Raw genomic sequence first — 26770 nt, forward strand, 5'->3', positions numbered from 1 at the left:
ACCGCGTTCCCCGTTCTTCCGGTTAAAGGCCGACCTGTGTTAGGGTAGTATTTCTAACCAATAAATAATAATGTCATGAAAAAAGTTAGTTTTTTAATGTCCGTTTTAATGCTCCTGGTCTTTACCGCGTGTAGTGAAAATGTGGGTGCGGAATTACCGGAACAGGAGGAGGTTTCTGAGGTGTACCTTGGCGCATTTAGTGCCTTTTTTAATAACACCAATAATAAAGGTGTTCTCAATAAATCCGGAGATGTTCAGCCCTTACAGGATATCAATGATGGTTTTAGTCTCATGTCTCTGGATGATGCACAATCAACCATAAAGCGCACTTCAAACGGAGTAAGTGTAAAGTTCAGTGCTGAAAATTATTCTTTTGATGCAGAGGGGCATGCTGTTACCCTGTGGTTCGTGGCCATAAGGGCCGGAGAGGCATTCCCGTATCATGTATCAAATGTAGGGGGGCACGTGATCGGTAAAAATGGTAAAATTAATATAAGTGGTTTCGTAAAGAAAGGAGATGAGAGTAACCTCTTCGATGTTACTGATTTACCTTTTGATATCAATGGTCCCAAAGATTTCACGAACCCTGATGTTGATATTGCAAGTTCAGCATTGGAGAACCCAATGACCGATTCCTTTCTCATTTTAACCAAAACCCATGGTGAATTAGATCCGGGGAATGTGCCCATGCAACTCATGGATTTGTATGGAGGTTGTGAAGGCGATCCTGATGGAGCCGGTCCTGCTGCACCATGCTACGAGTTCCTTCAGGCATTTCATGCGGGCTCCTGATTTATCAGGAATACTACGCAATATAATTTAAGATAAGCAATCCAACCAACCAGACCGTCACTGTCTTCCCGGTACAGTTACCCTTTTTTGATAGTGACGGTTTTATACACCATGCCATGTTCCCAATTACAAAAAACATCGTCTGGCTCATTTGTTGCTCAGGTTTTTTAGTGGCCTGTAGTTCAGACGATACGACCATAGATACACCATCAGAAGATACAGTCTTGCAAGAGCAATTGGAAACGCTGTACGGGAGTCTTTCTGAGCTCATCCTGCCCGAAAGTGATCAGTATTCCGAGATACCGGCAGACCCTTCCAACCTTATCACAGCAGAAAAGGTCTTGTTGGGCAAACACCTTTTTCACGAAACCGCTTTAGGTGTATTACCTAAAAAGGAGGTTGGAAAGGCTACGTATTCCTGTGCCAGTTGTCACCATAGCGAAGCCGGGTTCCAGGCCGGGGTCATCCAGGGAATAGGAGAGGGTGGCATCGGATTTGGGTTGAAGGGAGAAACCCGCCATAATTCGGTCGAATACCAGACCGAAGAACTCGATGTACAGCCCATTCGTAGTCCCAGTATACTTAACGTAGCTTACCAGGAGGTGATGCTTTGGAACGGACAATTTGGAGCCCTGGGAATTAACGAAGGAACCCAGGCATCCTGGAGTGCAGGAACTCCCAAAGAAAAGAACAACCTGGGGTTTTCAGGGGTAGAGACCCAAGCCATTGCCGCAATAGATGTCCATCGTTTAGATATCCCCATGGAATTGATCAATAACACAGCCTATAAATCGCTCTTTGATCAGGCTTTCCCCGATGCTCCTCCGGAAGAACGCTACACAAAAATAAATGCAGGGCTGGCAATTGCGGCTTATGAGCGTACTGTGTTACCCACACAGGCACCTTTTCAAAAATGGCTTAAGGGGGAACGTAGGACCATGAGTGAAAAGGAACTTGCAGGAGCCAGCCTTTTTTACGGAAAAGCCAATTGTTACCAGTGCCATTCAGGCCCCGGGATGAACGGGATGAGCTTTCATAATCTTGGTATGTCTGACCTTTCAGGGACAGGCGTACACGGAGAAATAGATGAGGAAACCAAGATGGGAAGGGGAGGGTTCAGCCTGAATCCTCAGGATAATTTTATGTTCAAAACCCCACAGCTGTACAATTTGAAGGATGTTAAATTTTTGGGCCACGGAGGTGGTTTCAGCTCTGTCGAAGAAGTGATACGATATAAGAATAAGGCAATCGCTCAGAATGCTGCAGCGCAAGGCGGACAGCTTTCGCCCTTGTTTATTCCACTGAATCTGACAGAGGAGGAAATAACTCAATTAGTAGCTTTCGTAGAGAATGCCCTTTACGACCCCAACCTGGAGCGCTACGTTCCGGAAGCATTACCCAGTGGCCACTGTTTTCCCAATGCCGATACCCAGTCGAAAATAGATCTCGGGTGTGAGTGAAATAATAACCCACTCATCCGGTTAAATTGGTAATAGCAAATCTGCAGCAAAAATATAAGTAAAAAGAACAACCAATAAATTTGATAAAAATGAAGAACCTAAAAAAAATAGTAACAGTCATTTTAGCGGTGCTCCTGATTTACGGGTTCACCAGTAAGAGTGAAGAATTACCAGATCTTAATGCAACTCAGTCTTTAATGAATAATAACAGGACGGACATAAATGAAGAGCCTCCATCTCAGTCTGCCGTTTATATAGTCCGAGAAGAGGTGGAGGGTCGTTTTGCCATAACCCTTGTAGATAATGAAAACAATTTAGTGGCTACCATTGGTTATCCTGAGGTGCTGCCAACGTATTGTGGTGGAGGTGTACCCGATGACAGGGTGGCGGTACAACAGGTTAATCACCCTAAAAAAGATGACCGCATTCATGAACTCATAAAAGGAGAGATGACCGTCAAAGTATTTCAGGGGCCACTGGATACGGAGGATTTTTCGGTTTGGTGCCCGTTCTTTGAATCCCCACCTCTTTTGGCCGAAGGTAATGTAAGGGTACATTCGACCATGGATGAAAAGTCCTCTAAATGGAAGTGGAATGTTCACTTTCAGGGTAGCCTTTCTTCCCCGGATAATGAAAAGAAGAAGGTAAATGCAAAAGTGAAGTATGAATGGAGAGAGGGTGATCCACCCGGTACTTTGATCGATCTCGTTAAAGAGGTAAGGATATCATTGAAATGACCTTTTCCGTCAACGACATGGTACAACCACCCCTGCTTAAGAAGAAGGGGTAAGTTTCAATTCCGAAACTTTCTATTGTACTTGAAGGCATTGAGGAAGATTAGGGAGACCTGTCTGCCGTGGCATGCCGGGCAGGTCGCCACGTCGCCTTTACCAGCGCGCCAGCTGGCTCCTTCGCTAAAAACAGCCACTGGCTGTTTTTTACACGCTCGGTCCCTCGCGAAGACGAAGAACCACCCCACCCGCAAAGCGGGTACCCCTCCTTGGAAAGGAGGGGGTATATTCCATATTCAAAATTGGATTTTTAATAGGAATTCATTCTATAAAAAGATTCTTTCTCCTTCCCCTATGAGGGGAAGGTGGCGCAGCCGGAAGGGGTGTGCTTAAGGTTTACTTCGATTATCTTTAATGGTAGTACTTGCCCAAACCAGTCCCTCAAACCATGCCTGAGGCAGGCAGGCTCGTCCCTCGAACTTACTTCCTGTACTTATCAAACCAGGCCACGGTATGAGCGATCTTGGAGATCAGGTTACTCGGACGGTTGGCGATACCGTGAGAGGCCTTGGGTATTTCTACTAATACGGTTTCCTTTTCTCTGAGCTTCAGGGCATGGTACAATTGTTTTGCCTCACTGGGGGGTGTGCGCAGGTCTTCCATTCCCACCATCACCATGGTAGGGGTTTCTATATTGCCTACCAGGGAGATAGGTGAGAACTTCCAGTACGTGTCAAAATTTTCCCAGGGTTGTCCGGGGTAACGGTAATTGGCATAACCGTAATAATTGTCGGCTGTCAGGGTTTTGCTGATCCAGTTCATAACCGGTTTGGCCACCACTGCTGCCTCAAAACGATTGTTCTTCCCGATGATCCATGCTGTCATGATACCCCCGGCACTACCTCCTGTAACAAAGAGCTGATCTTCTGAGGCCAGGCCTTCTTTGATAAGGTGGTCTACACCATCCATGACATCCTGGTAATCATCTCCGGGGTAGTTGTTATAGAGGAGGTTTCCGAATTCTTCTCCGTAACTGGTGCTCCCGCGTGGATTGGGGTAAAACACCATGTAACCGGCTGAGGCGTATAATTGCATCTCTGCAGAAAACCGATCCCCGTAGTTAGAAATAGGGCCTCCATGATTCTCAACGATTAAAGGGTAGTTTTTACCCTCCTCGTAATAAGGAGGCTTTACCAGCCATCCCTGGAGATCGCGGCCATCAACCGATGATTTATACCATACTTCTTCAACGGCTCCAAGTTCCTTGTGCCCGAGCAGATCTGAATTCAGGTCAGAAACCTTGACGGTAGTGTTTGCTTTGTTCTCAGACAAGGCCAGTTCTGCCGGGTGCTCCGGGGTGGTATAGGTGTAAGCTATACGTTCTTTGGCAGAGACCGAATACGATCCGCCGCCATAGGGCCGACCAACAGAGGTGCCACCGAGATTGTGGGCTATGGTCTTGATATTTCCTTTCAGGTCGGTATAGGCGATCTTGGTGTTTCCTTTATCATCATACATGAAATAGATCTTATCGCCTTTTTTGTTCCAGGTGAGTGCAAATACACTTCGGTCAAGTTGATCAGTGAGCGAGCGCATATTCTGACCATCAATATCCATTACAAAAAGGTCTTCGGTTTGATAGGTCTGTACCTGGTCTTCAAATCCTCTGAAGGCAATCGTTTTTCCATCAGGAGAAACCACCGGATTATCGTCAGGCCCCTTTTTATTCGTAAGGGCTGTAATATTAAGATCTTTCAGGTCCAGCCGGTAGATCTCACTGTTTCTGAAATCATATTCCCAGTTGTCGTTTCGGTTTGCCGAAAAATAGATGGAATTACCATCGGGCGACCAGGATACCTCTCCGCCGTGGTTAAAGTCCCCGTTGGTAAGTTGTCTTGGGCTACCTCCGTTTGCGGGGATCAGGAAAATATGACTGTAACCCGGAGACAGGTAGCCTCGGCCATCAGCTTCGTGTTTCAGGCGGTCGGTAATACGGGCTGTTCCTGCCCATTCAGCTCCTTTAGGCTTTTCCGGCATTTTCGCGATCACCGGCTCCTTTTCTTCCACCTGCATCGAAAAGCTCAGCCATTGACCATCGGGCGACCAACTCAGGTTGCCGGGACTTTTCTCCAGCCTGGAGATACGGGCTGAGGTTCCCGTTTTTGTCCAGTACATAAAAAGCTCGCTTCCCTGTTCAGTGCTGCTTATATAAGCAATGCGGTCTGCATTTGGTGACCATCTGGCAGCATATTCATTTCCCGAACCATTGGTGAGCTTATAATGCTTTTCATCTTCAATATCATAGATCCACAGATCACCTTTTCGTTTGTCATCCATGATGTCAAAGTAGTTGCGCACATAGATCACCTGATCTCCCTGAGGAGAGATCTGAGGGTCTGAGATGTATTCGAGTTCAAAAACATCAAGGTAATCAAAGGTGTTCTTCTCCTGTGCTTTTACGAATGAAGTAATAGAAATGAATAAGAAAAGCAGGTATTTTTTCATGTTGTTTGGCTTAAAAGAGCTCTAAATGTAGGAGTTTTTTGGGAAATATGGTAGGTGGGCGGGTAAGCGGGTAGGTGGGTAGGCTGGAATTGACAATTCGGGAAGCTCAAATAAATTCAGCAGCGGTGGGGGAACGTCAACAAAGAAATGGTCAAATCCATTGACTGTAGATCAGGGGAGATGAAAAAAACTAAACGAATAGCTGATATCTGACCTTGTTCTGGGGCTAATTGTCATCATTCACCTCATTATTTTCCGGGGTGAAGGTGAATAAAAAGGCGGCGCTTAAGGTGATAAGGAGGCCAATGCCGAGAATAAAATCAGAGAGGTCGTAATAGAATAAATGGAGGATGCATCCAATGATAACAAGGGCTACCCCCAGAATCAAAATGTTCAGGCGTGTCAGGTTCATGATAGTATTTATAAAATTTGGGCATTGTAATATAATAAATAAATAATTAATCAGTAAAATCTTACAATAATCTCACTTTTTTAAAATTCCGAATAAGGGATTGGCTCCTTACGCCTTAAGAATATCTTTAAGTTAATAACACAAGGGCAATGATTACTTTTTATACAAGAAACCTTTACATAACACTTTAGGGTTAGGTTTGTAATGTAAACAGTTAATGCTGTTTCAGCCGTATCATTTATCTGGGTAGGTGATTCGGTAAATAATCAATTTACTTACTTCGTTCTTCCGGGAGTGCCTTTGTCGCAAGATAGGGGCATTCCCTTTTTTTAATACACCTTATTTCGTATTGTTTCTCTGAGTGTCATGTGTTATCTTTAAGGGTAAATCCCTCTATATGATACGATTCTCTTTCCTTTTATTGGTTTTACTCACAGTTTTAACGGGTTGTCGACAGGAGCCTGAAAAATCATCGGCCCCTCCTGAACCGGAGCCGGAACATATTGATGAAGGTGCTGAAAGTACAGAGCCCGGAATGGCCTATTTATATGGGCAAACCGATGAGATCGACATAGGTTTCAGGAATTTTTTCACCACTTTCGGACGAACCACCACAGCTGCTGATGGAAGTATAGAACTGATCAGTCCGGCTTCTGCGGTTCGGTTTCAAGCCAGGGGAGGAGCCTTGCACATTCGTATGAGAACACCAGGCAATGATCATGCCTACGTGTTAGTTACCGTGAACGGAGAGCCGGAAAATAAATATAAGATCAAAGGGAAGGGGCTCACCGCAGTAGAGGTTGGATTTGAAGATGAAAATACCTGGTATGAAATCGGGATACATAAACTTACTGAAGCCCATAACGGAGCCATTGTTTTTATAGACGCCGACGCTCAGCAAATAAAGGAATCTGTTTATAAGAAAGACCTTCAGATCGAATTTATAGGGAATTCCATTACCTGTGGCTATGGTGCAGATACAGCTGATATACCATGTGGTACCGATGTGAATTACGATCAGCACAATGCCTGGAAAGGTTATGCTGTTCAGGTGGCCAATAGTATTGATGCCGATTATAATTTAAGCGCGATCAGCGGTATAGGGATCTATCGCAATTACCGTGCAGACCGCAAAGAGGTAATGCCTGATGTTTACGGGAATCTTTACCTGGATGAAGGTAGGCGGGCCCGGTGGAATCAGGAGGGATGGGATCCTGATATTGTGAGTGTATGTTTGGGTACCAATGACTTTTCTAAAGGATCTGATCCGGAGAACAGAGCGCCATTCGATCCTGAAAAATTTACCGCTGCTTATATTCGCTTTCTGGAGGAACTGGATAGGCGATATCCTGATGCAGCCTTTGGGTTGCTCACTTCTCCCATGTTAGACGCTGAGCAGAACAGAATACTTTCAGATTGTTTGTTTCGGGTAAAAGATCATTTCGGTTCTTCGGAAGTTATAGAGGTGTTCGAGTTTAGGGACAGATATATTTCAGGTTGCGCCGGTCATCCGGACCTTAAAGAACACGAATTAATGGCCCAACAGCTTCAACCTTTCTACCGGAGTCTGCTTAACAACCGGGAAGGAATGCCGGGGGAAGGATAAATACTTTATGTAAATCAAAACAGTTGTTTTTTACATATTTAGAATGACAAAAATCATGTTTTCGAAACGGGTATTGTCTTAATTTAGAAACAGTTGAAGATAGATAATTCATGACCAATGAATGATTTGAATGAGCAAGCATTACAGGATCTTCATGAGGAATCAGTAGCCTGGAAGTCAGAATTAAACTTTTGTCAGGACGAGTATAGCTTTTTTGAAAAGTTACTCAATAGTTATAAGTATGTTCCTGATAATAAGGAAGATTTTGAATTACAGGAAGATCTTCTTCACAGCTTTAAAGGACTTAAAGATACCGGGCTGAGGACATATGAAGTGTTGCTTGATCATATAAACAAGTTGGGTGGTATCTACGAGAAAGAGCATACAGGGCTGGGGAGTCTTTATTACCGGGAGCATGAATCAGTAAAAGATCAGATCCTTGCTTTTAAAGATGAATTCAGGGACTTTAAAAGGAAGCTGTTCACACTCGCCGATCGAATTTTAGAGAGTAAAAAACCGAATGGGCCAACATCATAAAAACCAAAATTATGGACACAAAGGATAGGGTACAAAAGATCATGACCACAGAGCTGGTACAGTTAAATATTAGCGATGATCTCTATAAAGCAGAGCGTTTATTCAGTAAACATAAAATAAGGCACATCCCGGTGTTGGATGGCAAAAAGATCGTAGGTATTTTGAGCCTTACAGATCTGATGCGAATCAGTTATGCCGATGTTATTGATGAGGATGACGATACAGTAGAATCAGTGGTCTATAATATGTTCAGACTTTCTCAGGTGATGACAAGGGTTCCAGAAACCGTTTCCTCTGAGTCGACTATCAAAGAGGCGGCCTCTATCCTGGCATCGAGAAATTTTCACGCCCTTCCTGTAGTAGATAATGATGAATTGGTGGGCATTGTAACCACCACCGATGTTATTCGGTACTATCTGAATGAAGCTTACTAAAACAAGAGCACAGCGCTACTGACTCAAGAATTCACCTTTTTCTTTGAACAGATATGTTCCAGAATCATTTCGGCATGAATTCTTGAGTTTTCTATAAACCAAAGATGGGTGTCCATTCCTCCGCAGATAACCCCTGCGAGATAAAGTCCGCTGATATTGGTTTCCATGGTTTCTTCATTGTACTGCGGGTAGTATTTGCCGTCGTCAGAGAGTGCTACCCCCATTTTTTGCAGGAATGAAAAGTTGGGTCGGTAACCCGTCAGGGCAAGCACGTAATCATTTTCGATCTCCTGCATCTTACCCTTTTGTTTTATGGTGATGGTGTTGTCTTGTATAGAAACCACTTCAGCATCGAAATACGCTTTTACCGAACCTTCTTTTATGCGATTTTCAATATCGGGTTTTACCCAGTATTTCACCCGTTCACCAATAGCCGGTCCTCTTACGATCATGGTTACTTCAGCTCCTTTACGGTAGCATTCCAGGGCAGCGTCTACGGCCGAATTACTTGCGCCTATGACGGCCAGTTTTTGCATGGAATAAAAGTGAGGGTCGTTGTAATAGTGAGAAACCTTGGGTTTATCTTCTCCGGGAACATTTAATAGATTAGGAAGGTCATAAAAACCGGTGGCTACGATAAGGTTGTCACTGCGGTATGTGACTTTATTGGACCTCACCTCGAACTGCTGATCTTGTTTTTTAACCTCTTCCACTTTTTCAAAAAGATGGATGTTCAGTTTATTGGAGGTTACAATGCGCCGATAGTATTCCAGGGCCTCATTGCGCTTGGGTTTTGCCTCCTTGCTGATAAAGGGGATATCATCAATTTCAAGCTTTTCAGAAGAAGAAAAGAACTGCATATTTACAGGGTAGTTGAACAAGGAGTTCACCAGGGTTCCCTTTTCTAAGATCAGGTAATCAATTCCTCTTTTTTTAGCCTCAAGCCCACAGGCAATGCCTATGGGCCCTCCGCCAATAATGATAAGCTCTTTATGTGTCATCTAGGATATAACCGCTTTTAGATTTGAAATGGTTGCTTTGGGATCTTCACTTGAAAATACAAAACTTCCTGCCACCAGTGCGTCTGCTCCTGCCTTTGTAAGGGCTCCGGCATTGTCGGCATTCACACCCCCATCAACTTCGATCAGGGTGTTCGTTCCGTGTTCCAGGATCATGGCTTTTAATTGTTCTACTTTTTTGTAGGTGTTCTTAATAAACTTTTGTCCGCCAAAACCGGGATTCACACTCATGATCAGTACAAGATCGATATCGTGAATAAGATCTTCAAGAACACTGACAGGGGTGTGAGGGTTTAAGGCAACCCCGGCTTTCATACCGTGATCTTTGATAGCCTGCAGGGTTCTGTGCAGGTGGGTGCACGCTTCATAATGAACGGTGAGTATTTCAGCACCCAGGTCAGCAAAGTTTTTAATGTACCTGTCAGGGTCAACAATCATCAGGTGAACGTCCAGGGGCTTGGTGGCATGCTTTTGTATAGCCTTTAAAACAGGCATCCCATAAGAGATGTTGGGTACAAAAACCCCGTCCATAATATCGATGTGAAACCAATCGGCATCAGATGCATTTACCAATTCGGTATCTCTTTGCAAATTTGCAAAGTCGGCCGCCAGCATAGAGGGGGCAATTATCTTTTTGTTCATAGAAAAAATATTTCATTGCAAAAATACATGAAATTAATCTTTTGCCGTGATGGTTTTAGAAGGTGTTAACGAATGGGTTAGGCAACCGAAGAGTAGAACCGGCAGGGGGGTAAAATGAAAAACTCCGGTAATCAGCCGGAGTTCATTCATCAATCAAAAAACGAACAGTTATGATAAACTGTTGTAGCGTTATATATTTTCTGAGGTAATTCTACACAATTATCCGTTAAAATACAAAAATAATTTAGAAATACCGCATCTTTCTTATCCTAAATAGGTTTTCAGGATCTTGCTTCTTGAAGTATGTTTAAGCCTTCTGATGGCTTTCTCTTTGATCTGACGAACCCTTTCACGGGTCAGGTCAAAGGTTTCACCAATCTCTTCCAGGGTCATAGGATGCTGATCCCCCAGTCCGAAATACAAACGGATCACATCGGCCTCTCTTGGGGTAAGGGTTTCAAGTGCTCTTTCGATCTCGGTACGAAGACTTTCATGCAGAAGATCTTTGTCGGGGTTTGGAGACTCTCCACTACGCAGTACATCGTAAAGGTTAGAATCTTCTCCCTCTACCAAAGGCGCATCCATGGAAACATGTCGTCCCGAATTCTTCATGGATTCCTTTACATCGTTTACCGACATGTCTAATTCCTTGGCGATCTCCTCGGCAGATGGAATACGTTCATGAGCCTGCTCAAGAAATGCAAATGTTTTATTGATCTTATTGATAGATCCGATCTTGTTCAAAGGAAGTCGTACAATTCTGGATTGTTCTGCTAATGCCTGAAGGATAGACTGACGAATCCACCAAACTGCATAGGAAATGAACTTAAAACCACGAGTCTCATCAAATCGTTGTGCGGCCTTTATAAGTCCTAAGTTTCCTTCGTTGATAAGGTCAGGAAGGGTTAGTCCCTGGTTTTGATATTGTTTTGCAACAGAAACCACGAATCTTAGGTTCGCCTTGGTTAATTTTTCAAGGGCACGTTGGTCTCCGGCTTTAATACGCTGCGCTAATTCCACCTCTTCGTCGGCGGTGATCAGGTCAACTTTACCAATTTCTTGTAGATACTTGTCCAGGGAAGCGGTCTCACGGTTAGTAACCTGCTTCGTAATTTTGAGCTGTCTCATCTAATCTTTCCTGAATGTTTAAAGTGAATAATGGGTATGCAAGAGGTTATACGTAAGAACTTCAGGAAAGGTTACAAAAAAAATAAATTAAATTATGAAGCCCCCTGTTATAAAGGGCCGAAGGCGTTTTATTTCTATCGTGCCCGCTTCATATGTTTAGGTCCGTACCATAACCAAAACCCCGTAATGGTAAATGTGAGAAGTGCAATGCCGCATATCACGGTATAGATTATTTTGAATATGCCGTTCGGAAGGTTGAAGGTGTCATCTACAAAAGAGCCGTCATGCAGGTCTTCAAGAAGATCGCTGTAGCGCTTTCCGGTGCTGAGAACTGTTCCTGTGGCACCATCAATTTGGATCTCTTTCAGGTCATTTTTAAGTATGAATTTAGCAATACCCTTGTCTTTGCGTATATCTATACGGTCAATTTCGTTTGTGGTCGCTCCCTGAGACTTCATGTATTCGTATACGTTCTGTTCCAGAACCGGGAGTGGCAGCCATTTAGAAAGATCTTCTGAGGTGCCTGTCCTGGTTTTAGGCAGTAACAGATCGCCGGTATTCTTTTTGAGCCCTAGCAAGGTACCCGAGATCGCAATGATAAAAAAGAAAACGAATAATAAAGCTCCGGTATATCGGTGTACTTTGCGGAAATCTCGTAAAATTTTAGCGTGTTTCTTTCTGTTCAGGCTCATGGTGTTTTTTTGAGGCTCCCAAACTTAAAACTATTTTTTATTGCAGTGTAAAAAGGCTTTGTTAAAAAGCGGACTCATTGTTAATGAGCTTTTGGCAGGTCGCCTTTTTCTTTGGTAGGCAGATCACTTTTACCCATCAAATAAAGATCAATAGCCCTGGCAGCTTCCCGTCCTTCAGAGATAGCCCAGACGATGAGAGATTGGCCTCGTCGCATGTCGCCGGCGGTAAATATATGAGGAATGTTGGTTTGGTAATTCTCGCCTTTAATATTGCTGCGGGAATCGGTGGTAACATTAAAGAGTTCCGGCAGGGTATGTTCAGGGCCGGTAAAGCCCAAAGCCAGAAGAGCCATATCACAGGGCCATTCTCTTTCGCTGTCTTCGATCTCTGTTAATGTTGGAGCTTCTCCCGGAATTTCTTCCCACCGCACGTCTACCGTTACTAACGACTTAAGATTCCCGCTTGCATCAGAAATGAATTCTTTGGTCATAATACTCCATTCCCGCTCACAGCCCTCCTCGTGGGAGGTGGTGGTTTTAAGGGTAAAGGGCCAATAGGGCCAAGGATGCTTATCGGTGCGTTCGCCGGGAGGTAGGGGCATGATCTCAAAATTGGTTACCGATGCTGCCCCTTGACGATTGGCAGTACCAACACAGTCTGAACCGGTATCGCCACCTCCTATCACGATCACATGTTTATTTAAGGCCTGGAGCTCAGGGTCTTCCGGGATACTTTTTTGAACGCATTTATTTTTGTGTTTGAGATAATCCATGGCCTGAATTACTCCTTTTGCGTCACTCCCTCTTACCGGTAGCTGCCTGCGTTTGGTAGCGCCTCCTGAAAGCAGGATAGCATCAAACGTATTCAGGTCTTCGATCCTGAGGTCCTTGCCTACTTCTTTTCCTGTAATAAACTCAATCCCCTCTTGTTTCAGGATGTCAATTCTGCGGTCTATTAAATGTTTTTCAAGTTTGAAATCAGGAATGCCGTAACGAAGCAATCCTCCGGGTTGATCATCTCTTTCGAAAACAGTAACAACATGTCCGGCGCGATTTAGCTGTTGGGCGGCGGCCAAACCTGCCGGTCCGGAGCCTATAACGGCTACGGTTTTTCCTGTTCTGTTTTCAGGTGGATCAGGTTGGATCCACCCCTCAGAAAATCCTCTTTCAACAATCGTTTTTTCGATCAGTTCAATTGCTACAGGAGCCTTAACAATACCCAGTACACAGGCCGATTCACAGGGTGCCGGGCAGAGTCTTCCTGTAAATTCAGGGAAATTATTGGTGGCGTGAAGCAATTCAAGGGCTTTTTTCCAATGATTGTTGTAAACAGCATCATTGAAATCGGGAATTAAATTTCCCAGGGGACAACCGCTATGACAAAAGGGTATGCCGCAATCCATGCATCTGCCTCCTTGATGCTTTAGAGCTGTCTCTGATGGAGCAATGGTAAATTCATGGTAATGATGTACCCGTTCCTTTACCGGAGCCAAGGTTTCGTTAGTTCTTTCGTATTCTAAAAATCCTCTTAGTTTTCCCATTTTCAGATCGTACTTATATTGTCTTTTCTTTTTATTTCTTTTCCAAGTCGTTCAAGGGCCTTTTTATATTCGGTGGGCATAACCTTGATAAATTGTTTTTGAGTTTCCGGCCATTGGGCAAGGATCTCTGCCGCTAACCTGCTGTTGGTGTAGGAGGTGTGATTTTCAAGGAGTCTCCTGATCTCAGAAAGATCCTTGTTGTCTGGATCTTCAAGCCCGATCATTTCCATATTAAAATGATCTGCACTGATCTGTTGATCGGCATTATAAATAAAGGCCATCCCTCCGCTCATTCCGGCTGCGAAATTTCTTCCGATCTTACCCAGAATTAAGGCTATTCCACCTGTCATGTATTCACATCCGTGGTCGCCTACCCCTTCAACCACAGCTTTAGCTCCCGAGTTTCGCACAAGGAAACGTTCACCGGCCATCCCGTTGATATAGGCTTCGCCCTTGGTTGCTCCGTAAAGGGCCACATTTCCGATGATCACATTATCCTGGGGAAGGAAATCAGCTTTCTCAGGTACCTTGATGATCAATTTTCCGCCCGAAAGTCCTTTTCCAAAATAATCATTGGCATTGCCTTCTATATTGAGAGTGAGTCCGCTGGCAGCGAAAGCTCCAAAGCTTTGGCCGGCAGCACCTTTAAAATGAAGATTGAGTGTGTCTTCGGGCAAACCTGTTTCTCCGTGAAGTTTGGCGATCTCATGGCTGATAATGGTTCCTGTGGTTCTATTTGTATTGGTGATCGGATATTCAAGGGTGATCTTTTCCTTTCGGTAAATAGCAGGATGTGCTTTTTTTAGAATTTCAAAGTCGAGTACCTCTTCTAATTGATGGTCCTGGGGTCTGACCCGGTATACCGGAGTATTCTCAGGTATTTCAGGCTTAAACAGTATTTTGGAAAGATCAATACCCCGGGCCTTGTAATGTTCAAGTGCTCGATCCATATCAAGTTTTTGACTTTGTCCCACCATTTCATTAATGCTGCGGAAGCCCAGATCAGCCATGATCTCCCTTAATTCATTGGCCACATAATACATGTAATTGATAACGTGTTCAGGGGTGCCCTTAAAGTTCTTTCTCAATTCAGGGTCCTGGGTGGCTATGCCGACAGGGCAGGTATTTAAATGACATGCGCGCATCATGATGCAGCCGGAGGCTACCAAAGGTGCAGTGGCAAACCCAAATTCTTCAGCCCCTAATAAACAGGCAATCGCTACATCTCTGCCGGTTTTTAATTGGCCATCGCATTCTATAGCGATACGATCTCTCAGGTTGTTCATTACCAGGGTTTGGTGTGCTTCTGCTATACCTAGTTCCCATGGCAGGCCGGCGTGTCGTAAGGAGGTAAGGGGAGAGGCTCCGGTACCCCCGTCATACCCCGAAATAAGTACCACATCTGCTTTGGCTTTTGCTACTCCTGCAGCAATAGTGCCCACCCCTGCTTCAGATACAAGTTTGACATTGATCCTGGCATCCCTGTTTGCGTTTTTCAGGTCGAAGATCAATTGGGCCAGATCCTCAATCGAATAGATATCGTGGTGAGGAGGAGGGGAGATCAGCCCCACATAAGGCGTTGAGTTCCTGGTGCGGGCGATCTCCGGATTGACCTTTGGTCCCGGCAGCTGACCGCCTTCCCCGGGTTTTGCTCCCTGGGCCATTTTGATCTGGATCTCTGCTGCATTGGTCAGGTAATTAATGGAAACTCCGAACCTGCCGGAGGCTACCTGTTTGATGGCACTGTTTCTCCAGTTGCCATTCAGGTCTTTTTGAAATCTTTCCGGATCTTCTCCTCCTTCTCCTGAATTGCTCTTGCCGCCAAGTCGGTTCATGGCAATGGCTAGATTCTCATGAGCTTCCTTGCTTATTGACCCGAATGACATGGCACCTGTTTTAAAGCGTTTAACGATGGCTGTCCATGGTTCAACCTCTTCCAGGGGTATAGGGTCGAGGCTCTTAAATCGAAACATACCCCTTAGGGTCATCAGGTTTTCACTCTGTTTATTGATCCAATCTGCATATTCCTTGTAACTCTTCGGATTGTTTTGCCGAACTGCCTGTTGGAGCTTTGCCACGGTGGTAGGGTTAAACATATGATGTTCTCCATTTCTTCTCCATCGGTAATCCCCTCCGATCTCTAATGAGGGTTGGTCAGGTTGATGCGAAAAGGCTTTGTGGTATCGTGATTGTATTTCTTTTTCGATCTCATAAAGTCCAATACCTTCGATCCTGCTGGGAGTATTACAGAAATATTGGTCGATAAATTTTTTACTCAAACCCAATGCTTCGAAGATCTGTGAACCCCGGTAAGAATGGAGGGTGGATATGCCTATCTTATTCATGATCTTAACTATACCCTTGGCGATGGCCTGGTTAAAGTTTGCCACGGCCTTCTCGGGAGATAGTTGTATTTCCTGTTTTGAACATTGGTCAGTTATGATCTCATTGACCATATAAGGGTTTATCGCACTGGCACCGTAGCCAAACAGCATGGCAAAGTGGTGTGGTTCTCTGGGTTCAGCAGATTCAATGATAATGCCTATAGAGCTTCTTACCTTTTTTCTTTTTAATCCGTGATGTATATGAGAGCATGCCAGCAAGGCAGGTATAGGTGCCTTTTTATCGGAGGTATTCCTGTCTGATAGTATGATGATATTACATCCCTTTTGGACAGCTGTTGCTATTTCCTCTAAAATGGCTTCAAGTCGATCTTCCAAAGCATTCATTCCTTTGTCCTTGTCATAAAGAATGGATACAGAAATAGCTTTAAAATTCGGGTGGTCCAGAAATTTGATCTTATCCAGGTCTTCATTGGAGATCACCGGATTTTGAATTTTTAGTTTGATGGCCTGGTCTTCTCCTATTTCGAAAAGATTCCGGTCACTTCCGATCATCAGGGAGGTGTCTGTAACGATCTCTTCTCTGATACCATCCAGGGGAGGATTGGTGACCTGTGCGAAAAGCTGTTTAAAGTAGTTGTATAAGAGTTGAGGTCGTTCTGAAAGTACCGCCAACGGGGTGTCGGTTCCCATAGAGCCTATAGGTTCTTTTCCTGATCTTGCCATGGGAGTAATTATGGTGGTGATATCTTCGGAGGTGTACCCAAATAGTCGCCGGCGTATTTCGAAGGGGGTCGTTTCTTCGGGGGTCATATTCCCTGTATAAGGAATATCTGCCAGGTGAAGGAGATTCTTTTGCAGCCATTTTCGGTATGGCCGCTTACTCACTATCTTATCCTTGACCTCCTTGTCATTAATGATTCGCCCCTCTTCCATATCAACGAGGAACATTTTACCGGGCTCCAGCCTTCCGTGCAGAGCAATATTTTCCGGGGCGATATCGACCACCCCTGTTTCTGAAGACATGATAACGTAGCCGTCTTTGGTAACCGTATATCTTGAAGGGCGAAGGCCATTTCTATCTAAAAGGGCGCCGATGTATTTCCCGTCTGTGAAGGGGATAGAGGCGGGCCCGTCCCAAGGCTCCATAATGCAGGAATTGAACTCATAGAATGCCTTTTTAGCATCTCCCATAAAATGATGCTTTTCCCAGGCTTCGGGAACCAGCATCATCATAGCCTCAGGTAAAGACCTGCCGGTATGAAGCAATAATTCAAGGACCATATCCATGGAGGCTGAATCAGACTTCCCTTCGAGAACAATGGGAAACATAGCTTTGATCTTCTCTCCTAATAACGGACTCTTCAATAATTCTTCTCTGGCCTTCATCCTGCTAAGATTGCCGCGCAGGGTGTTGATCTCACCATTATGACACATATAACGAAACGGTTGGGCCAGATCCCAGGTTGGAAAGGTGTTGGTGCTGAAACGTTGGTGTACCAGGGCTAGTTTAGTTACAAGATCAGGGTCCTGGAGGTCGGTGAAAAAAGCGCTTATGTCTTCCGGTTTTAACAGGCCTTTATAGATCAGGGTCGTAGTTGATAAACTGGAGAAGTAAAATGAATCTGACTGGGACAACCCGGAGGAGGCAATGAGATGTTCTGTAGTTTTTCGGGCTACGAATAGTTTGGTAAAGAGGTCATTCTGGGAGGTAACCTCTTCTTTGGTTGTAATAAATACCTGCCTGATCCATGGGGCTGTTTGAGCAGCGATCTCCCCGAGGTGTTCCGTGGCAACAGGCACGTTTCGCCAACCCAGTATCTTTAGTTGTTGTTGTTTGCATTGGTCTTCAAATAGCTGCATGCAATGAAGAGCCTGGTTTTCAGAGGCTGGAAGGAATACCATGCCAACTGCATATTCGCCGGCTTTCGGGAGCTCAAAATCACAGGATTTGGAAAAAAAATGATGTGGGATCTCTATAAGAATTCCTGCTCCGTCTCCGGTTTTACCATCTGCACTAACCGCCCCGCGATGTTCCAATCTGACCAGGATATCCAGTGCCTTGTGAATAATAGTATTTGACCGTACCCCGTTTAGGTTACAAATGAAACCGGCACCGCAATTGTCATGTTCGAAAAACGGTGAGTATAGACCTTGTTCTTTTAGCATAATCAGCTCTTTTCTTTTTAATAATTTAACGAATACACTGAAAGATGATCTGAAAAAGAGAGGAATAACTAAAAAAAATTAAATCTCATAAAATTACCCACCGCATTTTAGGGAATCTGTTTTTTAGACGGGGGTAAATTGTAAAATTGAAAATCAGGGGTGAAAAATGAAAGGAAAGGTCGCTTTTTGTAGGGGTGATTGGTTTAAAAGGGGTTAATTTTCTAATTAAGTATCTTTTTTCTGAGGGGTGGTGTAGGTTTATTTGTTGATTTAAGGTGGGAAGGGTGTCTTTTTGATGGGGTTGCAAGCGATGTTAATTTTTTGTTTTTGTATTTTTTACATCATTGCATAAAACAGAATATGAATAAAAAAAAGCGCGATGCACCAGGTTATGCATCACGCTTTTTATATTGTAAAGAACTGTTGATTCTTTAGTCTTTCATGATCCCTCTCGAGATAACGATCTTTTGAATTTCACTGGTTCCTTCATAGATCTGTGTGATCTTGGCATCTCTCATTAGTCTCTCAACATGGTATTCTTTTACGTAGCCGTTTCCACCATGAACCTGAACCGCTTCGGTAGTCACATCCATGGCTACCTGAGATGCGTAAAGTTTTGCCATAGCTCCGCTTAGATCGTAGTTCTCTCCGGTGTCCTTATCCCAGGCAGCTTTAAGAACAAGATGTCTTGCGGCTTCGATCTGGGTATGCATATCGGCAAGCTTAAAGGCAATGGCCTGGTGTTTATAGATCTCTTTGCCAAAGGCTTTACGAACCTTAGAATATTCCTTGGCAAGCTCGTAAGCTCCGGATGCGATACCAAGGGCTTGAGAGGCAATTCCGATTCGTCCTCCGGCAAGTGTTTTCATGGCAAACTTAAATCCGAAGCCATCTTCCCCTATTCTGTTTTCTTTTGGCACCTTCACGTCGGTAAACATCAATGAGTGTGTATCGCTGCCACGGATTCCCATTTTTTGTTCTTTTGGACCGATCTCAAAACCTTCCATTCCTTTTTCTACGATCAGGGCATTGATGCCGTGATGTCCTTTTTCAGGATGGGTATGGGCGATCACCAGGTAAACATCGGCTGTTCCACCGTTGGTGATCCAGTTTTTGGTTCCGTTCAATACGTAGTGGTCCCCTTTGTCTACAGCTGTTGTTTTCTGAGAGGTGGCATCACTACCTGCCTCCGGTTCTGAAAGACAGAAGGCTCCCAGTTTTTCTCCTGTGGCGAGTTTTGTAAGGTATTTTTGTTTTTGCTCTTCCGTTCCAAAGGTTTCCAGTCCCCAGCAAACTAAAGAGTTGTTCACACTCATAACTACAGATGCAGAGGCGTCTACCTTAGAGATCTCTTCCATGGCCAGGGCATAGGCCACGGTATCCATTCCGCTTCCTCCGTATTCAGGAGAAACCATCATCCCCATAAATCCGAGCTCTCCCATTTTCTTGATCTGCTCTGCCGGAAATTCTTGTTTTTCGTCTCTTTCAATAACACCCGGCAGTAATTCTGTCTTTGCAAAATCGCGTGCCGCCTGTTGTATCATTAAATGTTCTTCGGAAAGTTTAAAATCCATTGTATTTTTAGTGTTTTTTTAGCGAAAGGCCCCAAAGATACTTTTAAATTGTAATTTTTTCAATCTTACTTAGTTAATTTTACCGAAAATGGAAAATCAAACCTATACCGTATTGGGTGTAATGTCAGGAACTTCTCTCGATGGTGTTGATCTTGCCCTGGTACGTTTTCACCATAAGGAAGGCTGGACATTCGATATTCTCGATGCGGCCACCCTTGCCTACCCGTCTGACTGGGAGCAAAAACTCAGAAAAGCCCATCAACTGGGGTCTGAAGACCTCGAAATTCTCGATATAGCCTATACCCGATACCTGGGGGTGGTCATCAGGGAATTTCTCGGTGCTCACAGCTCTGTAGAAATAGATGCGGTATGCTCTCATGGTCATACAGTATTTCATCAACCCGAAAAAGGGATCACTGTACAGATAGGGAATCGTGAGGAACTCGCGGCAATTACCGGTAAAAAGGTGGTGTGCGACTTTAGGGTGCAGGATGTGGCGTTGGGCGGACAGGGAGCGCCTTTGGTTCCCGTTGGAGATATGCTTTTATTCAGCGATTTCACCTATTGCCTGAATCTGGGAGGTTTTGCCAATATTTCCTTAGCTGACAAAGGGCAACGCATAGCCTATGATATCTGTGCGGTGAATACTGTCTTAAATCATTATGCGCACAAGCTGGGAGTTCCTTACGATAAGGGGGGAGCCTTGGCTAAAAAACATGTTGTGAATGAGACCTTGCTATCGGCCTTAAATAAAATAGCTTTTTATGAGTTGGAGCCGCCAAAGTCTCTTGGCATCGAATGGGTTGAAAAAGAGATCTTTCCTTTGGTGGATGGTATGGAGAAAGATCCCGGAGTTATTTTAGCTACCTACAGCAGGCATGTTGCTGAAATAATAGCAAAAGAGCTTAGGCTTAAGGAGCGGGTTCTTGTAACCGGAGGAGGAGCATACAATACCTTTCTTATCGATACCCTGAGGGAACTGAGTAATGCAGAGGTGACCGTGCCGGAGAACGCTGTGGTTGAATTTAAGGAGGCTGTGGTTTTTGCCTTGTTAGGGGTGTTGAAATTACGTGGGGAGGTAAACTGTCTCCAAAGCGTTACCGGAGCCTCGAAGGATCACAGCAGTGGAAAGGTGTATAACCGGTTGATAAATTGAATAAGAAGAGTCATTTTAAGTTTTTTATATTTGCTGGCATTGAAACAGAACTATGAAGGATCTATTAAAGAAATACGAAGAAAAATCTCCTGAGATCGTTTTTAACTGGAAAGACCCTGAAACTGATGCAGAGGGGTGGACGGTGATCAATTCGCTCAGAGGGGGAGCTGCCGGTGGTGGTACCCGTATGCGAAAGGGTCTGGATATGAATGAGGTGCTTTCTTTGGCAAAAACCATGGAGGTGAAGTTCACGGTTTCCGGTCCTGCGATCGGTGGTGCTAAATCAGGGATCAATTTTGACCCTAAAGACCCCCGGAAAAAAGGGGTTCTGGAGCGCTGGTATAAAGCGGTTTCTCCCCTTTTAAAAAGCTATTACGGTACCGGAGGCGATCTCAATGTTGATGAGATCCACGAGGTAATACCGATCACGGAAGACTGCGGGGTTTGGCACCCTCAGGAAGGCGTCTTTAACGGCCATTTTAAGCCTACCGAAGCTGATAAGATCAACCGTATCGGTCAATTGCGTCAGGGAGTGATCAAGGTGGTGGAAAGTAAGCAATACTCTCCCGATATACTTCGTAAATACACCGTGGCTGATATGATCACCGGGTACGGTGTTGCAGAGGCAGTAAAGCATTACTACGAGATCTACGGCGGTCAGGTTGAAGGCAAAAAGGCCATTGTTCAAGGTTTTGGTAATGTGGGTTCTGCTGCCGCGTACTACCTGGCTCAGATGGGGGCTAAGGTCGTAGCTATTATAGATATTTCAGGCGGACTCATCAATGAAGATGGTTTTAGATTGGAAGAGATCCGTGAATTATTCCTGAACAAGGACGGAAATGCCCTGAGAGCAGAAAACCTGATTCCTTTCGAGGAGATGAATGAAAGGGTTTGGCAGTTGCATAGTGAAATCTTTGCTCCATGTGCTGCTTCCAGGCTCATCACCAAAGAACAAATTGACAGTCTTATCAATAAGGGGCTTGAAGTGGTAAGTTGTGGTGCCAATGTGCCCTTTGCAGATAAGGAGATCTTCTTTGGTGATATCATGGAATACACCGACCAGCGTATCAGCCTTATTCCTGATTTTATTTCAAATTGCGGTATGGCAAGAGTTTTTGCCTACTTTATGGAGCGTCGGGTTGAAATGACCGATGAGGCTATCTTCAGTGATACTTCCGAAACCATCAGGAAGGCATTGCAAAATACTTTTAAGCGCAGCGCAGCCAAAACAAATATTAGCAGCACTGCTTTCGAAATCGCATTAAAACAATTAATTTAGACAAAATCTACACGACTACATGGAAACAGTTATTATTCTTGTTTTTATCCTGGGGTATCTCGCGATCACCCTTGAACACAATCTGAAAATCGATAAATTAATTCCTGCCCTGGGTATGATGGCTCTTCTGTGGGCCCTTATAGCTTTGACGCATTTGCCCGTTTTTGAGGTGAATACTGAGCTGAAGGAACTCGAAGGCACCCACCTGGAAGAGATCCTGCTGCATCACCTCGGTAAAACAGCAGAGATCCTGGTCTTCCTCCTGGGGGCGATGACTATTGTTGAGATCATCGACTATTTTGATGGTTTTGCAACGATCAAAGGATATATAAAAACAAAGAGAAAACGTTCCTTATTGTGGATCTTTTCAATACTGGGCTTTATACTATCGGCCATTATTGATAACCTTACCGCCACCATTGTATTGATTACCATTCTTCAGAAGGTCATACAGGACCGTAGCCTGCGACTTTGGTTCGCCGGTCTGATCATTATAGCGGCGAATGCCGGTGGAGCCTGGTCTCCTATTGGTGATGTGACCACTACGATGCTGTGGATCGCTAATAAGGTATCGGTAACGCAGCTGATCCTTCATGTACTGCTGCCATCGATCGCCTGTATGGTAGTACCTGTTTTGATCGCTTCAAGAATGAAGGTTTTTCAGGGAGATATTGAGGGAGACTTCGGTAACGATAAACCAAAGAGTCCGCATAGTTCAATTATGCTTTACCTGGGACTTGGTTCTATTGTATTTGTTCCGGTATTCAAAACGATAACACATTTACCTCCATATGTAGGTATGATGCTTTCTCTTGCGGTGGTTGCTGCCTTTGCAGAGATTTACAGTAGCTCAAAGTTCAGTCTGTCTGAGGTGCATTCAGATGAATCACATGATGTGGAAGGACACCACAGTCCTGTGCATCATTCTCTTTCGAGAATTGAAATGCCAAGTATCCTTTTCTTCCTGGGTATTTTGATGGCTGTGGCTGCACTGGAATCACTGGGGATGCTCTTTCACTTTGCTGAAAGTTTAGAACAGAGCATGCCTAAGCTGGGTACAGAATCATTGGGCACCACAGTATCTGACCTTGTGGTGATGATCTTAGGAGTAGGTTCTGCCGTTATTGATAACGTACCGCTGGTAGCTGCCAGTATCGGGATGTTCTCAGTGCCATTAGATGATGCCGTTTGGCATTTTATAGCCTATTCTGCGGGTACAGGAGGTAGTATGCTCATTATTGGTTCTGCTGCCGGAGTGGTGGCAATGGGAATGGAAAAGATCGATTTCTTCTGGTACCTGAAGAAGATCGCCTGGTTGGCTTTTATCGGATTTATCTCCGGTGCCGTGATCTTTATCATCCTCCGAAATTTTGTATTGGGTGCATAATTAAATTCCTTATTTTACGTTATAGAACTTTAACCTATCTCATTGCTTATGATACTTTTTCAAGAAGCTTCGCTGGAGGCATCAGAGGAATTGCTCTCTGAAGAGAAAACCCTCTCCGTTATTGACCTTATCGCTAATGGCGGTACAGGAAGTGTGGTCATCATTGCTATTCTTTTCGTGTTGCTCTTCGTAGCCTTGTACATTTATTTCGAACGACTCTTTGCCATTAAGGCGGCTTCGAAGATCGATAAGAACTTCATGAACCAGATCAGAGATCACGTTTCAGGGGGTAAGCTTGAATCGGCACGTATACTTTGTGCACAGACAGACTCTCCTGTAGCACGTCTAACTGAAAAAGGGATATCGAGAATAGGAAAACCCCTGGAAGATATCAATAAGGCTATTGAGACAGCAGGTACCCTTGAGGTATATAAGCTGGAGAAGAACGTGAGTATCCTGGCTACTGTGGCCGGTGCAGCTCCTATGATCGGGTTTCTTGGAACGGTGATCGGGATGATACTCGCCTTCCATCAAATGGCTACCAGCGGCGGACAGGCTGAAATGGGGCAATTGGCAAGCGGTATCTATACGGCCATGACCACTACTGTAGCCGGACTGATCGTGGGTATTATTGCTTATATAGGATATAACCACCTGGTGGTGCGTACCGATAAGGTTGTGCACACCATGGAAAGTAATGCTGTTGATTTCTTAGACCTGCTCAACGAGCCGGTCTAAGACTAACAGTCTTCTCATTAACCCCAAGGGTAATTTAAAACCGCGCTTATGAATCTTAGAGGAAGAAATAAGGTGTCTCCTGAATTCAGTATGAGTTCAATGACCGATATTGTTTTCCTGCTATTGGTATTCTTTATGATCACCTCCAATGCACCTAATGCTCTTGATCTGTTGCTGCCAAAAGCCAAAGGAAAATCAACCAATACCCAGAATGTTTCTGTGAGTATCAATAAAAATCTTGAGTTTTTTGTAGATAATACAAAGGTTAAGGAAGAGTTCCTGGAAACAGAACTTCGCAGGCGTTTGAAAGACGTTGACAAACCTACCATCATCCTGAGGGCTGAAGAAAGTGTGCCGATCAATAATGCAGTGCAGGTGATGGATATTGCTAATCAGAACAAGTATAAAGTAATCCTGGCAGTACGTCCTAATTAATGTCTTTATTTGATACCCGACATAAAAGAAAATCTTTTACCCTGACCACCATATTGTTGTCAGGGATTATCCTTTTGATGTTTTATGTGGGGTTGTCATACCTTGACCCGCCCATAGAATCAGGGATCTCGGTGAATTTCGGATACACTGATGTGGGTAGCGGGAAGGTGCAGCCTAAAGAGCCTATCCGTTCAAAACCGGAACCCATTCCGGAACCAGAACCTGTACAGGAACAGGCAGAAGAAGTGCCTGCACCGGCAGAGCCCGAACCTGCAGAGGCCTCAGAAGAGGAGGTGGTAACCCAGGACAACGAAGAGGCCATTGCTATGCGCAAGGCTGAAGAAGAGCGTAAGCGTAAGCTTGATGCCGAACGTAAAGAGCGTGAGCGACAGGAGCAAATTGAGCGTGATCGTATCGCAGAAGAACAACGTAAAGAAGCGGAGCGTAAGGCCGAGCAGGAACGAATTCGTCAGGAGCAGGAGGCTAAAAAGCGTCAGCTCGACCAACTGATGGGCGGACTGAACAATAGTGAAGGAACTGCCACAGGAGGAGAAGGTAATGATAACAGCCCGGGTGATAAAGGCCAGCTCAATGGCGACCCTTATGCCAGTAGTTACTTCGGAAGTCCCGGAAGCGGCTCCGGAGGAGTAGGTTACGGACTGAACGGTCGCAGCCTGGTTACCGGACAGAAGTATGTTCAGGACTGCAACGAAACCGGAAGGGTGGTTGTAAAGATCGAAGTAGACCGCAGCGGAAGAGTCATTAATGCCGTTCCCGGAGTGCGCGGGTCTACCAATACTGCTGCATGTTTGACCGAAGCAGCAGAAAAAACAGCGAGATCCTATCGCTGGAATTCCGATGCCAATGCCCCTTCAAGGCAGGTCGGATTTGTAGTGGTCAATTTCAAACTAGGGGAATAAACTATGACGTATCAGGAAACGGTAGACTGGATGTTTATGCAGCTGCCGATGTATCAGCGGGAAGGCAAAACTGCCTTTCGGCCAAAGCTGGCTAATACACTGGCGCTCGATGCTCGCCTTGGGCAGCCGCATGCCCGGTATAAAAGCATTCATGTAGCGGGAACCAACGGTAAAGGCTCTACCAGTCATATGATCGCCTCTGTGTTGCAGGAGGCAGGGTATAAGGTAGGCTTGTATACTTCACCCCATCTCAAGGACTTCAGAGAACGTATTAAGGTCAATGGACAAATGATCCCCGAAGCTGAGGTGGTTGACTTTGTAGCCGCGCATATGGCGTTCTTTCAAGAGCATCGATGCTCTTTCTTTGAAATGACCGTAGGACTTGCCTTTGATTATTTTGCAAGGGCAGGAGTTGATTTTGCAGTGATCGAAGTAGGGCTTGGGGGACGACTTGATTCTACCAATATTATTACCCCTGAGGTTTCTGTGATCACCAATATCGGTTATGATCACATGGATCTTTTGGGTGATACCCTGGAAAAGATCGCTGCCGAAAAGGCCGGGATCATTAAACCGGGTGTGCCGGTAGTCATCAGTGAGTACCAGGAAGAGACCTGGCCGGTATTTCAGGAGAAAGCACGGGCAGAAAATGCAGAGCTGGTATTGGCAGGTGAACTTGATGACACCTATCTGTCTGACCTTAAAGGAAAATATCAAAATAAAAACCTGAGGGCTGCCGTGGCGGCAGTAAGGGCTCTGCAAGGTGTTCAGGTGTCTGATGACATTCTTAAAGTCGGTTTGTTGAAAACCGTTGAGAACACCGGATTGCTCGGGAGGTGGCAGGTACTGCAAACAGCTCCCAAAGTTATCTGTGATACTGCCCATAATATGGAAGGTTTGTCATTGGTGATGGAGCAGTTAAAGGAAGAAGATTATGATCATCTGCATATTGTTCTCGGCGTGGTTAAGGACAAAGCTTTAGATCTGATCCTGCCTTTATTCCCTTCAGAAGGGGTTCAATATTACTTTACGGCCCCCGATATTCCGAGAAAACTGGATGCCAAGGTACTGCAGGCTAAAGCTGCCGAATTCGGGTTGAATGGAGCGGTATATGCCTCAGTAACAGAAGCCCTCGAAAAGGCCTGTAAGCAAGCGACTACAAACGATCTGGTGTTTGTTGGAGGGAGTACTTTTACCGTTGCAGAAATAGTGTGATTTATTTTTTCTTTTCTTTTGCAGGATACAAAAACTGTTCTATATTTGCATCCGCA

The 26770-nt window shown here is 44.7% G+C and carries 22 protein-coding genes; 13 read left to right on the top strand and 9 right to left on the bottom strand.

Features of this window, described 5'->3' with window-relative positions:
• Positions 1-75: 75 nt before the first annotated feature.
• From E7Z59_RS05850 to E7Z59_RS05860, 3 genes are all read left to right on the top strand, one after another.
• Complete coding sequence (locus tag E7Z59_RS05850) at positions 76-792, top strand: hypothetical protein (protein WP_136335340.1); 717 nt, start codon at positions 76-78, stop codon at positions 790-792.
• Positions 793-908: 116 nt separating this feature from the next.
• A complete protein-coding gene (locus E7Z59_RS05855; protein ID WP_136335341.1) occupies positions 909-2252 on the top strand; it encodes a cytochrome-c peroxidase in 1344 nt (447 codons plus the stop codon).
• Between the two features lie 89 nt (positions 2253-2341).
• A complete protein-coding gene (locus E7Z59_RS05860; protein WP_136335342.1) occupies positions 2342-2989 on the top strand; it encodes a hypothetical protein in 648 nt (215 codons plus the stop codon).
• 474 nt (positions 2990-3463) lie between these two features.
• Here the strand turns inward: E7Z59_RS05860 and E7Z59_RS05865 are convergent, their stop codons facing one another.
• Together E7Z59_RS05865 and E7Z59_RS05870 are read right to left on the bottom strand one after the other, a co-directional pair.
• The gene (locus tag E7Z59_RS05865) at positions 3464-5488 is read right to left on the bottom strand and encodes a S9 family peptidase (RefSeq protein ID WP_136335343.1); all 2025 of its coding nucleotides are present in this window, start codon (positions 5486-5488) and stop codon (positions 3464-3466) included.
• A 226-nt stretch (positions 5489-5714) separates the two neighbouring features.
• A complete protein-coding gene (locus E7Z59_RS05870) occupies positions 5715-5900 on the bottom strand; it encodes a hypothetical protein (protein WP_136335344.1) in 186 nt (61 codons plus the stop codon).
• A gap of 397 nt (positions 5901-6297) precedes the next feature.
• Between E7Z59_RS05870 and E7Z59_RS05875 the strand changes: the two genes are divergently transcribed.
• The 3 genes from E7Z59_RS05875 (at position 6298) to E7Z59_RS05885 (ending at position 8477) form a co-directional block, all read left to right on the top strand.
• Positions 6298-7506 (top strand): SGNH/GDSL hydrolase family protein, encoded by a 1209-nt coding sequence (locus E7Z59_RS05875; RefSeq protein ID WP_136335345.1) that lies wholly within the window; start codon positions 6298-6300, stop codon positions 7504-7506.
• A gap of 117 nt (positions 7507-7623) precedes the next feature.
• Complete coding sequence (locus tag E7Z59_RS05880; protein ID WP_136335346.1) at positions 7624-8043, top strand: hypothetical protein; 420 nt, start codon at positions 7624-7626, stop codon at positions 8041-8043.
• A gap of 11 nt (positions 8044-8054) precedes the next feature.
• Positions 8055-8477, top strand: coding sequence for a CBS domain-containing protein (locus E7Z59_RS05885; RefSeq protein ID WP_136335347.1), 423 nt, complete (start codon positions 8055-8057; stop codon positions 8475-8477).
• A 23-nt stretch (positions 8478-8500) separates the two neighbouring features.
• Here the strand turns inward: E7Z59_RS05885 and E7Z59_RS05890 are convergent, their stop codons facing one another.
• From E7Z59_RS05890 to E7Z59_RS05920, 7 genes are all read right to left on the bottom strand, one after another.
• Complete coding sequence (locus E7Z59_RS05890) at positions 8501-9478, bottom strand: YpdA family putative bacillithiol disulfide reductase (protein ID WP_136335348.1); 978 nt, start codon at positions 9476-9478, stop codon at positions 8501-8503.
• Positions 9479-10138: a ribulose-phosphate 3-epimerase gene (gene rpe / locus E7Z59_RS05895; protein WP_136335349.1), complete on the bottom strand. Its 660-nt coding sequence runs from the start codon at positions 10136-10138 to the stop codon at positions 9479-9481.
• 264 nt (positions 10139-10402) lie between these two features.
• Positions 10403-11266 carry a sigma-70 family RNA polymerase sigma factor gene (locus E7Z59_RS05900; RefSeq protein WP_136335350.1) on the bottom strand — a complete coding sequence of 288 codons (864 nt, stop codon included), beginning with the start codon at positions 11264-11266 and terminating at the stop codon, positions 10403-10405.
• Between the two features lie 134 nt (positions 11267-11400).
• Positions 11401-11958, bottom strand: a complete 558-nt coding sequence (locus E7Z59_RS05905; RefSeq protein ID WP_136335351.1) for a PepSY-associated TM helix domain-containing protein — start codon at positions 11956-11958, stop codon at positions 11401-11403.
• Positions 11959-12038: 80 nt separating this feature from the next.
• Positions 12039-13499 carry a glutamate synthase subunit beta gene (locus tag E7Z59_RS05910; protein ID WP_136335352.1) on the bottom strand — a complete coding sequence of 487 codons (1461 nt, stop codon included), beginning with the start codon at positions 13497-13499 and terminating at the stop codon, positions 12039-12041.
• Positions 13500-13501: 2 nt separating this feature from the next.
• The gene (gene gltB / locus E7Z59_RS05915; RefSeq protein ID WP_136335353.1) at positions 13502-18013 is read right to left on the bottom strand and encodes a glutamate synthase large subunit; all 4512 of its coding nucleotides are present in this window, start codon (positions 18011-18013) and stop codon (positions 13502-13504) included.
• A 428-nt stretch (positions 18014-18441) separates the two neighbouring features.
• The gene (locus E7Z59_RS05920; protein WP_136335354.1) at positions 18442-19584 is read right to left on the bottom strand and encodes an acyl-CoA dehydrogenase; all 1143 of its coding nucleotides are present in this window, start codon (positions 19582-19584) and stop codon (positions 18442-18444) included.
• 88 nt (positions 19585-19672) lie between these two features.
• Between E7Z59_RS05920 and E7Z59_RS05925 the strand changes: the two genes are divergently transcribed.
• The 7 genes from E7Z59_RS05925 to E7Z59_RS05955 are packed head-to-tail and all read left to right on the top strand — an operon-like array spanning position 19673 to position 26714.
• Positions 19673-20740: an anhydro-N-acetylmuramic acid kinase gene (locus E7Z59_RS05925; RefSeq protein WP_136335355.1), complete on the top strand. Its 1068-nt coding sequence runs from the start codon at positions 19673-19675 to the stop codon at positions 20738-20740.
• Between the two features lie 52 nt (positions 20741-20792).
• Positions 20793-22019, top strand: coding sequence for a Glu/Leu/Phe/Val dehydrogenase dimerization domain-containing protein (locus E7Z59_RS05930; RefSeq protein WP_136335356.1), 1227 nt, complete (start codon positions 20793-20795; stop codon positions 22017-22019).
• A 19-nt stretch (positions 22020-22038) separates the two neighbouring features.
• The gene (nhaD, locus tag E7Z59_RS05935; protein ID WP_136335357.1) at positions 22039-23406 is read left to right on the top strand and encodes a sodium:proton antiporter NhaD; all 1368 of its coding nucleotides are present in this window, start codon (positions 22039-22041) and stop codon (positions 23404-23406) included.
• 48 nt (positions 23407-23454) lie between these two features.
• Entirely contained in the window at positions 23455-24144 is a 690-nt protein-coding gene (locus tag E7Z59_RS05940; protein ID WP_136335358.1) for a MotA/TolQ/ExbB proton channel family protein, read from the top strand.
• A 48-nt stretch (positions 24145-24192) separates the two neighbouring features.
• The gene (locus E7Z59_RS05945; protein WP_136335359.1) at positions 24193-24579 is read left to right on the top strand and encodes an ExbD/TolR family protein; all 387 of its coding nucleotides are present in this window, start codon (positions 24193-24195) and stop codon (positions 24577-24579) included.
• Positions 24579-25499 (top strand): cell envelope integrity protein TolA, encoded by a 921-nt coding sequence (locus tag E7Z59_RS05950; protein ID WP_136335360.1) that lies wholly within the window; start codon positions 24579-24581, stop codon positions 25497-25499. The genes E7Z59_RS05945 and E7Z59_RS05950 overlap by 1 nt, the downstream gene beginning before the upstream one ends.
• 3 nt (positions 25500-25502) lie before the next feature.
• A complete protein-coding gene (locus tag E7Z59_RS05955; RefSeq protein WP_136335361.1) occupies positions 25503-26714 on the top strand; it encodes a bifunctional folylpolyglutamate synthase/dihydrofolate synthase in 1212 nt (403 codons plus the stop codon).
• The last annotated feature ends 56 nt before the right edge of the window (positions 26715-26770 follow it).

Origin of the sequence: Robertkochia marina, assembly GCF_004799345.1 — a bacterium.
Taxonomy (GTDB): domain Bacteria; phylum Bacteroidota; class Bacteroidia; order Flavobacteriales; family Flavobacteriaceae; genus Robertkochia; species Robertkochia marina.